The organism is Pseudocitrobacter sp. 73, from assembly GCF_008369545.1.
In the GTDB taxonomy this organism is placed as follows: domain Bacteria; phylum Pseudomonadota; class Gammaproteobacteria; order Enterobacterales; family Enterobacteriaceae; genus Pseudocitrobacter; species Pseudocitrobacter vendiensis.
Map to the genome: position 1 here is coordinate 1 of NZ_VTZO01000032.1, position 12,717 is coordinate 12,717.

A 12,717-nucleotide genomic window follows, 5' to 3' on the forward strand; every position below is an offset into this window, starting at 1 on the left:
GAACTGCCAGGCATCAAATTGCAGTAAACCGGGATGAAAATCCGGGTAGTGACAAAGAAATTCGGTGGAGCGGTAGTTCAGTCGGTTAGAATACCTGCCTGTCACGCAGGGGGTCGCGGGTTCGAGTCCCGTCCGTTCCGCCACTTATTAAAAAATTAAGCCTGCTACATTAGCAGGCTTAATGATAAGAAAATTTAGGGGCGTAGCTCAGTTGGTAGAGCACCGGTCTCCAAAACCGGGTGTCGCGAGTTCGAGTCTCTCCGCCCCTGCCATATATAATCCTTTGCTTATGCAAAGGATTTTTTTTGCCTGAAATTCAGCGAAATAACATCTCGCACCCTACTCCTTCCTTCAAAACATCCCTAAATCAACACATTATTTTTCAGGATATCGCGAATTTGCGCTTGTTTATCGCTGTTCTGTAACCAGATGGCATATAACGGACGAGAAAGCGTCGCGCTGTCCGCAACCGTATGTAGCCCACCTTTCTCTTTCGCCCACGCAGTAGGTAACCAGGTACAGCCTTTCAGCGGTTCCAACTGCTGTCTTGCCAAATCAGCTGAACTGGTGGTTAACAGCGGAACGTCGTCGTGCGCAATCAGGCCAGCCTCATGCTGCTGAAAATCCGGGCCCCATTCCAGACGCAAATAGTTGAGCTCTGCTTTCTCGCTGGAGGGCGATGCGCAGTAAAGTGCGAGTGTGAAGTTTCCCAATAACTGGCTGCTAAATTCATCCATTTTGGGGGCTTCTGTCGTGATTAGCAGATCAAGCTGCCGCTCATGGAGCTGCTTCACCAGTGACTGACGCTGCGCAATTCGCGCCTCAAACTGAAGATTATCAAAGGATTGATAAAGTCTACCGAGCCAGCCATTCAACATGCACTCCCAGAGCGACGCGCTGGCTCCGATGGAGAATTCATTATGCCGCGAGGTATGGGCGACCTCTTTACGCGCCGCCTGCCAGGTATTCATCAGCGTTTCCGCGTAGGGCAGCAGTTTTTCGCCAGCGGCGGTCAGACGAATATTGTTGCGATGTCGGGTGAAGAGATTGACCCCCAACTGGTTTTCCAACTGACGGATGCGAAAACTTACCGCAGATTGCGTCAAATAGAGGGCTTCCGCAGCGCGCCCGAAGTGGCGAGTTCTGCTCACTTCGAGGAAAGTTTTTAGCAATTCCGTATCCACAGCATTCTCCACAAAATTATTTGTCGTTATGATTTAAATCTTTTGTTTTACACTCTGTCAAGCGTAACTAATACTCCGCGCCATAAATAGCTCGGCCAAAGAATTAGGAGCGTGTAGGATGGCGGAAAGCTTTACGACGACTAATCGTTTTTTCGACAATAAAAATTATCCACGCGGGTTCTCTCGTCATGGTGATTTCACCATCAAAGAGGCTCAACTGCTTGAACGTTGTGGCTATGCCTTCAACGAACTCGATCTCGGCAAACGTGAACCGTCTACCGATGAAGAGAAGCAGTTTGTTGCGGTGTGCCGTGGCGAACGTGAGCCAGCGACCGAAGCTGAACGCGTATGGAATAAGTATGTGACGCGCATCAAGCGCCCTAAACGTTTCCACACGCTGTCTGGCGGGAAGCCGCAGGTGGAAGGCGCTGAAGACTACACTGAAAGCGACGACTAACAAGAAAGGGGCTTCGGCCCCTTTTTTAATGCAACAATTTCTGCAGATGAATCAGTACCCGGTCAATGCCCCGATAACTGAGCGCCTCCTGGAGATGATGACGCGCAATAGCGTCTACCCCTTCCAGGTCGGCAATGGTGCGCGACACCTTTAATAAGCGCTGCCAGGCGCGTATCGATAACCCAAGCGTGGTGAGCGTTTGCTCCAGCCATAGCGCATCCTCATCACACAGTGCACAGAAGCGACGAATATCACTACTGCCAAGTCTGGCGTTGAGCTGCCCCTGCCGATGGTACTGACGCGCCTGGGATTCAATGACGCGTGCCTGTACTGTCTGGCTGTTTTCTTCCTCCTGCCGCGCCTGACTCAATATTCCTGGCGGTGGTAACGGTATCTCAAGGGAAAGATCAAAGCGGTCCAGAAACGGGCCTGATAAACGCCCCAGATAACGTAGTGTTTGCTCCGGCGTACAACGATTGTGATTTCCCTGATAATGCCCGGTTGGGCTGGGATTCATTGCCGCAATCAATTGAAAACGCGCAGGATAGGTGATTTTTGCCCGCGTTCGTGAGATATGAATCTGCCCCGACTCAATAGGTTCCCGTAGAGCATCCAGCACCCGGCGTTCAAACTCCGGCAGTTCATCAAGAAACAGTACCCCGTTATGCGCCAACGAGATCTCGCCAGGTCCTGGAATGGACCCGCCGCCCACCATGGCGGTTAACGATGCGCTATGGTGTGGAGAACGGAAAGGGCGCTGACGCCATTGTTTCTGCACGTTGCTGGCATTCTCCAGGCTGATGATTGCCGCTGTTTCCAGCGCTTCCCGATCGTTGAGCGGAGGCAGCAACCCACGCAGACGCGAAGCGAGCATCGTTTTACCGGTACCTGGCGGGCCAATGAGCAAAAGATTATGGCCACCCGCAGCGGTAACCTCCAGCGCCCGTTTTCCCTGCTGCTGGCCGATGACGTCGCTTAAGTCCTCACATATCAGGGGTACAGGAGTTGCATCAGGCTGCGCCGTACGTAGTTCGTGTTTTCCTTCAAGAAAGGCACAGACTTCCTGCAAATGATTTGCGATATAGCATTCACTGCCGCCCAATAAGCCAACCTGCGCGGCATCATCTTCAGCCACCACAATCTGTCGACCGGCTTTACCCGCTTCAATTGCCGCTGAAATTGCACCGGGAATGCCGCGTAGGGCGCCTGTAAGCGCAAGTTCGCCCACAAACTCGTATTGACCCAGCTTATGGGGATTAAGCTGCTCAGAGGCCGCCAGAAGCGCGAGAGCGATAGGTAAATCATATCGGCCCCCTTCTTTTGGCAGGTCGGCCGGTGCCAGGTTGATCGTAATTTTTTTAGCCGGGTATTCATAACCGCTGTTGATAATTGCGCTTCGAACACGATCGCGCGCTTCTTTTACGGTTGTCTCCGGCAGACCAACCATGGTGAGGCCAGGCAACCCCTGGCTGATATGAACTTCAATGGTAATGAGCGGGGCGGTAACGCCAAGCGCCGCGCGTGTGTAGACAACGGAAAGTGACATAATGCCTCCTGATGTGCGGCATTATGCGCGTCTTTGTTATGCGAATAACCGTCGAGTTTTTGATTTTACGGCGAGGATTCCGGCATATCGCTGCTGTTTCATGGAGTTTCAATAAAATCAGAATGCGTCTCGCATTTTCAAAAGCCCTTGCGTTCCTGAAGGCGCAACAGTAGTGAAAATGCTCAACAGGTGAAAAAAATTCAATTCATAATTTTTTCATATAAAACAAATATCTTGTGCAAAATCCGCAGCATGATGAATATCACAGTAATAAAAAAAACTTGTGCTGTTCTTAACGTCTGTGGTAACTCTGTAGGCATCCCTTCGAACAAGATGCAAGAATAGACAAAAATGAAAGCCCTTCTACGAGTGATTAGCCTGGTCGTGATTAGCGTGGTGGTGATTATTATCCCACCGTGCGGGGCTGCACTTGGACGAGGAAAGGCTTAGAAATCAAGCCTTAACGAACTAAGACCCCCGCACCGAAAGGTCCGGGGGTTTTTTTATGACTTAAAAACAATAGCGAGGAGCAGATTATGAGTTGTAGCACAAAATCCTGTTTCTCCCGATCTACGGCGGGGAACTAACTATGAATGGGGCACAGTGGGTAGTACATGCGTTGCGGGCACAAGGAGTCGAGACAGTTTTCGGTTATCCGGGTGGCGCAATTATGCCGGTTTACGATGCATTGTATGACGGCGGCGTGGAGCACCTGTTGTGCCGACACGAGCAGGGCGCGGCGATGGCGGCAATTGGTTATGCGCGTGCCACCGGTAAAACGGGTGTCTGCATCGCCACGTCTGGTCCCGGTGCAACCAACCTGATCACAGGTCTTGCTGATGCGCTGCTGGACTCTGTTCCGGTTGTGGCGATCACCGGCCAGGTGGCTTCTCCGTTCATCGGAACAGATGCGTTTCAGGAAGTGGACGTCCTCGGTTTATCACTCTCCTGCACCAAACACAGTTTCCTGGTGCAGTCGCTGGAAGAGTTGCCGCGCGTGATGGCAGAAGCATTCCAGGTGGCAAACTCAGGCCGTCCGGGCCCCGTTCTGGTTGATATTCCGAAAGATATTCAGGTGGCAAAGGGCGATCTCGAACCCCATTTTTCCACCGTCGCCAGCGAAGATACGTTCCCGCACGCCGATGTTGATGCTGCTCGTCAGATGCTGATGCAGGCGAAAAAACCGATGCTGTACGTCGGCGGCGGCGTTGGGATGGCGCAGGCGGTTCCCGCGTTACGTGAATTTATCGCCGTCACGCAAATGCCAGCCACGTGCACGTTGAAAGGCCTCGGCGCGGTGGATGCCGACTATCCGTATTACCTCGGCATGCTGGGGATGCATGGCACCAAAGCCGCGAACCTGGCGGTGCAGGAGAGTGACCTGCTGATCGCCGTCGGCGCGCGATTTGATGACCGCGTGACCGGCAAGCTGAATACCTTCGCGCCGCACGCCAAAGTGATCCACATGGATATCGACCCGGCGGAAATGAACAAGCTGCGTCAGGCACACGTTGCTCTGCAGGGCGACCTGAATGCGTTACTGCCCGCGTTGCAACAGTCGCTGTCTATTGATGCGTGGCGTCAGCACAATGCAGAACTGCGTGCCGAGCACGCCTGGCGTTACGATCATCCGGGCGAGGCTATCTATGCGCCATTGCTGCTCAAGCAGCTTTCCGATCGCAAGCCTGCTGACAGCGTTGTCACCACTGATGTGGGCCAACACCAGATGTGGTCTGCACAACACATGACCTACACCCGACCGGAAAACTTCATCACCTCCAGCGGATTAGGCACGATGGGCTTCGGCCTGCCGGCGGCGGTTGGCGCGCAGGTTGCCCGCCCGAACGACACGGTTATCTGCATCTCCGGCGACGGCTCCTTCATGATGAACGTACAAGAGCTGGGCACCGTGAAGCGTAAGCAGTTGCCGTTAAAAATCGTTCTGTTGGATAACCAGCGCTTAGGCATGGTTCGTCAGTGGCAGCAGTTGTTCTTCCAGGAACGCTACAGCGAAACCACGCTTACCGATAACCCTGATTTTCTCACCCTGGCCAGCGCCTTTGGCATCCCTGGCCAGCACATCACCCGTAAAGACCAGGTTGAAGCGGCACTCGACACCCTGCTGGCAAGCGAAGGCCCGTACCTGCTTCATGTCTCAATAGACGAACTTGAGAACGTCTGGCCATTGGTACCGCCCGGTGCCAGTAATGCAGAAATGCTGGAGAAATTATCATGATGCAACATCAGCTCGCCGTGCAGGCTCGCTTCAATCCCGAAACGCTGGAACGTGTGTTACGTGTGGTTCGCCATCGCGGTTTTCAAATCTGCGCCATGAATATGGAAGCGGCCTCTGATGCACAGAATATAAATATCGAATTGACCGTTGCCAGTCCCCGCCCGGTCGAATTACTGTTTAGTCAGTTAAGTAAACTGGTGGACGTTGCTTCTGTCGCCGTCCATCAGTGCCAGACAACATCACAACAAATTAGCGCCTGAGCGCAAAAGGAAGAAAAATGACGACGAAAAAAGCTGATTACATTTGGTTCAATGGTGAGATGGTTCCATGGGGCGAAGCGAAAGTTCACGTGATGTCCCATGCGCTGCACTACGGTACTTCCGTCTTCGAAGGAATCCGTTGCTACGACTCTCACAAAGGGCCAGTGGTGTTCCGTCATCGCGAACACATGCAGCGTCTGCATGACTCAGCCAAAATCTATCGCTTCCCGGTCTCTCAGAGCGTTGACGAATTAATGGAAGCCTGCCGCGCGGTGATCCGCAAAAACAATCTGACCAGCGCCTATATTCGTCCGCTGGTCTTCGTGGGCGACGTCGGTATGGGTGTGAATCCGCCGGATGGCTACAAAACTGACGTGATCATCGCTGCGTTCCCATGGGGCGCGTACCTGGGCGCGGAAGCGCTGGATCAGGGCATTGATGCGATGGTCTCTTCCTGGAACCGCGTTGCGCCGAACACCATCCCGACGGCGGCGAAAGCCGGTGGTAACTACCTCTCTTCCCTGCTGGTGGGCAGCGAAGCGCGCCGTCACGGCTATCAGGAAGGCATCGCGCTGGATGTGAACGGTTATATCTCTGAAGGTGCGGGCGAAAACCTGTTTGAAGTGAAAGATGGCATCCTGTTTACACCGCCGTTCACCTCTTCCGCGCTGCCGGGCATCACCCGTGACGCCATCATCAAACTGGCGAAAGATCTCGATATTGAAGTTCGCGAACAGGTGCTGTCGCGCGAATCTCTGTACCTGGCGGATGAAGTCTTTATGTCCGGTACGGCGGCAGAAATCACGCCAGTACGTAGCGTCGACGGCATCCAGGTCGGCGCAGGCCGCTGTGGCCCGGTCACCAAACGTATTCAGCAAGCATTCTTTGGCCTCTTCACCGGTGAAACCGAGGATAAATGGGGCTGGTTGGATCAGGTTAATCACTAACAAAGAAAGGGGACGGCACGCACCGTCCCTTTTATTAGACAGACACTGGGAGTAAATAAAGCATGCCTAAGTATCGTTCCGCTACCACCACCCATGGCCGTAATATGGCGGGTGCCCGCGCACTGTGGCGCGCCACCGGGATGACCGACGCCGATTTCGGTAAGCCGATTATCGCGGTTGTAAACTCGTTTACCCAGTTCGTGCCGGGACACGTTCACCTGCGCGATCTCGGTAAACTGGTTGCTGAACAGATTGAAGCGGCAGGTGGCGTAGCCAAAGAATTCAACACCATTGCGGTGGATGACGGGATCGCCATGGGCCACGGGGGCATGCTTTATTCACTGCCATCTCGCGAACTGATCGCTGACTCCGTCGAGTATATGGTCAACGCCCACTGCGCCGACGCCATGGTCTGCATCTCTAACTGCGACAAAATCACCCCGGGGATGCTGATGGCCTCCCTGCGCCTGAATATTCCGGTGATCTTTGTTTCCGGCGGTCCGATGGAAGCCGGTAAAACCAAACTGTCCGATCAAATCATCAAACTTGATCTGGTAGATGCGATGATCCAGGGCGCAGACCCGAAAGTCTCTGATTCTCAGAGCGAGCAGGTTGAACGTTCCGCGTGCCCGACCTGCGGATCGTGTTCCGGGATGTTCACCGCTAACTCGATGAACTGTCTGACAGAAGCGCTGGGCCTGTCGCAGCCGGGCAACGGCTCGCTGCTGGCAACCCACGCTGACCGTAAGCAGCTGTTCCTCAATGCCGGCAAACGCATTGTTGAATTGACCAAACGTTACTACGAACAGGATGATGAAAGCGCACTGCCGCGTAACATCGCCAGCAAAGCGGCGTTTGAAAACGCCATGACGCTGGATATCGCGATGGGCGGCTCTACCAACACCGTTCTCCACCTGCTGGCGGCGGCGCAGGAAGCGGAAATCGACTTCACCATGAGTGATATCGATAAGCTCTCCCGTAAGGTTCCGCAGCTGTGTAAAGTCGCTCCAAGTACGCAGAAGTACCATATGGAAGATGTTCACCGTGCGGGTGGTGTACTGGGGATTCTGGGCGAGTTGGATCGCGCTAACTTACTGAATCGCGATGTGAAAAACGTGCTGGGCCTGACCTTGCCGCAAACCCTTGAGCAATACGACATCGTCGTGACTCAGGATGATGCGGTGAAAAATATGTTCCGCGCAGGCCCGGCGGGCATTCGTACCACCCAGGCGTTCTCGCAGGGTTGCCGTTGGGATTCTCTCGATGACGACCGCGCCAATGGCTGCATTCGCTCGCTGGAGCACGCGTACAGCAAAGACGGCGGCCTGGCGGTACTCTACGGTAACTTTGCGGAAAACGGCTGCATCGTGAAAACCGCGGGCGTCGATGACAGTATCCTCAAATTCACCGGCCCGGCGAAAGTGTACGAAAGTCAGGACGACGCGGTAGAAGCTATTCTTGGCGGTAAAGTGGTGGCGGGTGATGTGGTTGTGATTCGTTACGAAGGCCCGAAAGGCGGCCCTGGCATGCAGGAAATGCTCTATCCGACTACCTTCCTGAAATCGATGGGCCTCGGCAAAGCCTGTGCGCTGATAACTGATGGACGTTTCTCAGGCGGCACTTCCGGCCTTTCCATCGGCCACGTTTCACCGGAGGCGGCGAGCGGTGGCAATATTGCGATCATTGAAGATGGCGACCTGATCGAAATCGACATTCCGAATCGCGGCATTCAGTTGCAACTGAGCGAGCAGGAAATTGCCGCGCGCCGTGAAGCGCAGGAAGCCCGTGGCGACAAAGCCTGGACGCCGAAAAACCGTGAACGTCAGGTTTCCTTTGCCCTGCGCGCCTACGCCAGCCTGGCAACCAGCGCCGACAAAGGCGCGGTGCGCGATAAATCGAAACTGGGGGGTTAATGATGGCAGACTCACAACCCCTGTCCGGTGCCCCGGAAGGTGCCGAATATTTAAGAGCGGTGCTGCGCGCGCCGGTCTACGAAGCGGCGCAAGTCACGCCGCTACAAAAAATGGAAAAGCTGTCGTCGCGTCTTGATAACGTGATTCTGGTGAAACGCGAAGACCGCCAGCCAGTGCACAGCTTTAAGCTGCGCGGCGCATACGCCATGATGGCGGGCCTGACGGAAGAACAAAAAGCGCATGGCGTGATCACTGCCTCGGCGGGTAATCACGCGCAGGGCGTCGCGTTTTCTTCCGCACGGTTAGGCGTGAAGGCGCTGATCGTCATGCCAACCGCCACCGCCGATATCAAAGTCGATGCGGTACGCGGCTTTGGCGGCGAAGTGCTGCTTCATGGCGCGAACTTTGATGAAGCGAAAGCCAAAGCGATCGAACTGTCACAGCAGCAGGGCTTCACCTGGGTGCCGCCGTTCGATCATCCGATGGTGATCGCCGGGCAAGGCACGCTGGCGCTGGAACTGCTCCAGCAGGATGCCCATCTTGACCGCGTGTTTGTGCCGGTCGGCGGCGGCGGTCTGGCGGCGGGTGTGGCGGTGCTGATCAAACAACTGATGCCGCAAATCAAAGTGATCGCCGTTGAAGCGGAAGACTCCGCCTGCCTGAAAGCGGCGCTGGATGCGGGTCATCCTGTGGATCTGCCGCGCGTGGGGCTGTTTGCTGAAGGCGTTGCGGTAAAACGCATTGGCGACGAAACCTTCCGTTTGTGCCAGGAGTATCTCGACGACATCATCACCGTCGATAGTGATGCTATCTGTGCGGCGATGAAGGATTTATTCGAAGATGTGCGCGCGGTGGCGGAACCCTCCGGCGCGCTGGCACTGGCAGGGATGAAAAAATATATCGCTCAGCACAACATTCGCGGTGAACGGCTGGCGCATATTCTTTCCGGTGCTAACGTGAACTTCCACGGCCTGCGCTACGTCTCGGAACGCTGCGAACTGGGCGAACAACGTGAAGCATTGCTGGCGGTGACCATTCCGGAAGAAAAAGGCAGCTTCCTGAAGTTCTGCCAGTTGCTTGGCGGGCGTTCGGTCACCGAGTTCAACTACCGCTTTGCCGATGCCAAAAACGCCTGCATCTTTGTCGGCGTGCGCTTAAGCCGCGGCCTCGAAGAGCGCAAAGAAATTTTGCAGATGCTCAACGATGGCGGCTACAGCGTGGTTGATCTCTCCGACGACGAAATGGCGAAGCTACACGTGCGCTATATGGTTGGCGGGCGTCCATCGCATCCGTTGCAGGAACGCCTCTACAGCTTCGAATTCCCGGAATCACCGGGCGCGCTGCTGCGCTTCCTCAATACACTGGGCACGCACTGGAACATTTCGTTGTTCCATTATCGTAGTCATGGCACCGATTACGGGCGCGTACTGGCGGCCTTCGAGCTTGGCGACCATGAACCGGATTTCGAAACCCGGCTGAATGAGCTGGGCTACGATTGCCACGACGAAACCAATAACCCGGCGTTCAGGTTCTTTTTGGCGGGTTAATGGTTCGGCAAAATCTTCCAGAATGCCTCAATCAGCGGCTCATGCAGCCGCTTTTTTTGTGCACACACGCCCAGTTCAAACGGCGTTTTCTCATCGCTGCGCTCTAAAATCATTACGCGGTTACGCACCGGTTCCGGGCTGTTTTCCAGCACCACTTCTGGCAACAAGGCCACGCCGCAGCCGAGCGCCACCATCGAAACCATCGCTTCATGCCCGCCAACCGTGGCGTAAATCATCGGGTTGCTGATTTTGTTGCGTCGGAACCACAGTTCAATGCGGCGGCGTACTGGCCCTTGATCGGCCATGATGAACGGTATTGTTGACCAGTCCGGTTGCTCTACCGAAACCTGATTACGCACCGGGCACGGTAGGGCAGGCGCGATCAGCACTACTGCCAGATTCTCCAGCATCGAAAATGCCACCGCACCTGGCAGCGTCTCCGGCTTCCCGGCAATCGCCAGATCCGCTTCGCCAGTGACAACTTTTTCCATCGCATCCGCCGCATCACCGGTGGTGAGTTTGATCTCCACCGACGGGTGTTCCGCGCGGAACCGATCCAGAATCGGCGGCAGATGGCTGTAGGCAGCGGTCACCGAGCAGAAGATATGTAACTCGCCAGAGAGCGATGGCCCTTGCTGGTCGATGGTGTGGCGCAACTGCTGGTATTGCAACAACGTTTGCTGGGCGAAAACACGCAGCTCTTCGCCCGCTTCGGTCAGCGTCACCGTACGGTTATCGCGTACAAACAATGGTTGACCGAGATCTTCTTCCAGGCGCTGAATCTGTCGGGAAAGCGTGGACGGACTGACGTGCATCGCCCGTGCGCTGCGGCCAAAATGGCGGCTTTCCGCCAGATGTAGAAACATTTTCAGGTCGCGTAAATCCACTGGTTGATCCCCCGGTTAGGTCGTTGCATAAATTGCAATATGACGTTGTGAATATATCAATTTCCGCAATAAATTTCCTGTTGTAATGTGGTGACATTCTCGCTCAACAGCGAACCGAACAATAAGAAGCACAACATCACGAGGAATCACCATGGCTAACTACTTCAATACACTGAATCTGCGCCAGCAGCTGGCACAGTTGGGCAAATGTCGCTTTATGGGCCGCGACGAATTCGCTGACGGCGCGAGCTACCTTCAGGGTAAAAAAGTGGTCATCGTCGGTTGTGGTGCGCAGGGTCTGAACCAGGGCCTGAACATGCGTGATTCTGGTCTGGACATCTCCTATGCCCTGCGTAAAGAAGCGATCGCTGAGAAGCGCGCATCCTGGCGTAAAGCGACTGACAACGGTTTCAAAGTTGGCACTTACGAAGAACTGATCCCGCAGGCGGATCTGGTCGTTAACCTGACGCCGGACAAGCAGCACTCCGACGTGGTGCGTTCCGTACAGCCGCTGATGAAAGACGGCGCGGCGCTGGGTTACTCTCACGGTTTTAACATCGTAGAAGTGGGCGAGCAAATCCGCAAAGACATCACCGTGGTGATGGTGGCACCGAAATGCCCAGGCACTGAAGTGCGTGAAGAGTACAAACGCGGGTTCGGCGTACCGACGCTGATTGCCGTTCACCCGGAAAACGATCCGAAAGGCGAAGGCATGGCGATCGCTAAAGCATGGGCGGCAGCCACCGGTGGTCACCGTGCGGGCGTGCTGGAGTCGTCCTTTGTTGCGGAAGTGAAATCTGACCTGATGGGCGAGCAAACCATTCTGTGCGGTATGTTGCAGGCTGGCTCTCTGCTGTGCTTCGACAAGCTGGTGGAAGAAGGCACCGACCCGGCATATGCAGAAAAACTGATTCAGTTCGGTTGGGAAACCATCACCGAAGCGCTGAAACAGGGCGGCATCACCCTGATGATGGACCGTCTCTCTAACCCGGCGAAACTGCGTGCTTATGCGCTCTCTGAACAGCTGAAAGAGATCATGGCACCGCTGTTCCAGAAACATATGGATGACATCATCTCCGGCGAATTCTCTTCCGGCATGATGGCGGACTGGGCCAACGACGATAAGAAACTGCTGACCTGGCGTGAAGAGACCGGCAAAACCGCGTTCGAAACCGCGCCGCAGTATGAAGGCAAAATCGGCGAGCAGGAGTACTTCGATAAAGGCGTACTGATGATCGCGATGGTAAAAGCGGGCGTTGAGCTGGCATTCGAAACGATGGTTGATTCCGGCATCATCGAAGAGTCGGCTTACTATGAATCACTGCACGAGCTGCCGCTGATTGCTAACACCATCGCCCGTAAGCGTCTGTATGAAATGAACGTGGTTATCTCTGATACCGCCGAGTACGGTAACTACCTGTTCTCTTACGCTTGTGTGCCGCTGCTGAAATCGTTCATGACGGAAATTCAGCCAGGCGATCTGGGTAAAGCGATTGCCGAAGGCGCGGTAGATAACGCGCAACTGCGTGATGTGAACGAAGCGATTCGTGGTCATGCGATTGAGAAAGTCGGCCAGAAACTGCGTGGCTATATGACGGATATGAAACGTATTGCGGTTGCAGGTTAAGTGCGCGCTGATGCCCTCACCCCGGCCCTCTCCCACAGGGAGAGGGTGAAAACCGCACACATTTAACTATTTGCACCATCCGTTCCCTCTCCCTGCGGGAGAGGGTTAGGGTG

At 54.8% G+C, this 12,717-nt stretch carries 11 protein-coding genes and 2 tRNA genes; 10 read left to right on the forward strand and 3 right to left on the reverse strand.

What is annotated here, in order from left to right; genetic code table 11:
• Positions 1–66: 66 nt before the first annotated feature.
• Positions 67–143 (forward strand) — tRNA-Asp (locus tag F0Q32_RS22965).
• 53 nt (positions 144–196) lie between these two features.
• A tRNA-Trp gene (locus F0Q32_RS22970) sits at positions 197–272 on the forward strand.
• Between the two features lie 90 nt (positions 273–362).
• Here the strand turns inward: F0Q32_RS22970 and hdfR are convergent.
• A complete protein-coding gene (gene hdfR / locus F0Q32_RS22975; protein WP_149464852.1) occupies positions 363–1,196 on the reverse strand; it encodes an HTH-type transcriptional regulator HdfR in 834 nt (277 codons plus the stop codon).
• Positions 1,197–1,302: 106 nt separating this feature from the next.
• Here hdfR and F0Q32_RS22980 point away from each other — a divergent pair, with 106 nt between their 5' ends.
• On the forward strand, positions 1,303–1,641 hold the full coding sequence (locus F0Q32_RS22980; RefSeq protein ID WP_015966470.1) for a DUF413 domain-containing protein: 339 nt from the start codon (positions 1,303–1,305) through the stop codon (positions 1,639–1,641).
• A gap of 25 nt (positions 1,642–1,666) precedes the next feature.
• Here the strand turns inward: F0Q32_RS22980 and F0Q32_RS22985 are convergent, their stop codons facing one another.
• On the reverse strand, positions 1,667–3,187 hold the full coding sequence (locus F0Q32_RS22985; protein ID WP_149464853.1) for a YifB family Mg chelatase-like AAA ATPase: 1,521 nt from the start codon (positions 3,185–3,187) through the stop codon (positions 1,667–1,669).
• 351 nt (positions 3,188–3,538) lie between these two features.
• On the opposite strand from F0Q32_RS22985, the gene ilvL reads away from it, so the two are divergent.
• The 6 genes from ilvL (at position 3,539) to ilvA (ending at position 10,090) form a co-directional block, all read left to right on the forward strand.
• Entirely contained in the window at positions 3,539–3,637 is a 99-nt protein-coding gene (ilvL, locus tag F0Q32_RS22990) for an ilv operon leader peptide (protein ID WP_015966468.1), read from the forward strand.
• A gap of 139 nt (positions 3,638–3,776) precedes the next feature.
• The gene (gene ilvG / locus F0Q32_RS22995) at positions 3,777–5,423 is read left to right on the forward strand and encodes an acetolactate synthase 2 catalytic subunit (protein WP_149464854.1); all 1,647 of its coding nucleotides are present in this window, start codon (positions 3,777–3,779) and stop codon (positions 5,421–5,423) included.
• Complete coding sequence (gene ilvM, locus F0Q32_RS23000; RefSeq protein WP_015966466.1) at positions 5,420–5,683, forward strand: acetolactate synthase 2 small subunit; 264 nt, start codon at positions 5,420–5,422, stop codon at positions 5,681–5,683. Before ilvG ends, ilvM begins: the two co-directional genes overlap by 4 nt.
• Before the next feature lie 17 nt (positions 5,684–5,700).
• Complete coding sequence (locus tag F0Q32_RS23005; RefSeq protein WP_015966465.1) at positions 5,701–6,630, forward strand: branched-chain amino acid transaminase; 930 nt, start codon at positions 5,701–5,703, stop codon at positions 6,628–6,630.
• A gap of 62 nt (positions 6,631–6,692) precedes the next feature.
• Entirely contained in the window at positions 6,693–8,543 is a 1,851-nt protein-coding gene (ilvD, locus tag F0Q32_RS23010) for a dihydroxy-acid dehydratase (protein WP_149464855.1), read from the forward strand.
• Positions 8,544–8,545: 2 nt separating this feature from the next.
• Complete coding sequence (gene ilvA / locus F0Q32_RS23015) at positions 8,546–10,090, forward strand: threonine ammonia-lyase, biosynthetic (protein WP_000785599.1); 1,545 nt, start codon at positions 8,546–8,548, stop codon at positions 10,088–10,090.
• Here the strand turns inward: ilvA and ilvY are convergent.
• Positions 10,087–10,977 (reverse strand): HTH-type transcriptional activator IlvY, encoded by an 891-nt coding sequence (gene ilvY, locus F0Q32_RS23020; protein ID WP_149464856.1) that lies wholly within the window; start codon positions 10,975–10,977, stop codon positions 10,087–10,089. The two genes, ilvA and ilvY, sit on opposite strands and share 4 nt — an antisense overlap.
• A 151-nt stretch (positions 10,978–11,128) precedes the next feature.
• Between ilvY and ilvC the strand changes: the two genes are divergently transcribed.
• Positions 11,129–12,604, forward strand: a complete 1,476-nt coding sequence (ilvC, locus tag F0Q32_RS23025; RefSeq protein ID WP_149464857.1) for a ketol-acid reductoisomerase — start codon at positions 11,129–11,131, stop codon at positions 12,602–12,604.
• Positions 12,605–12,717 lie beyond the last annotated feature (113 nt).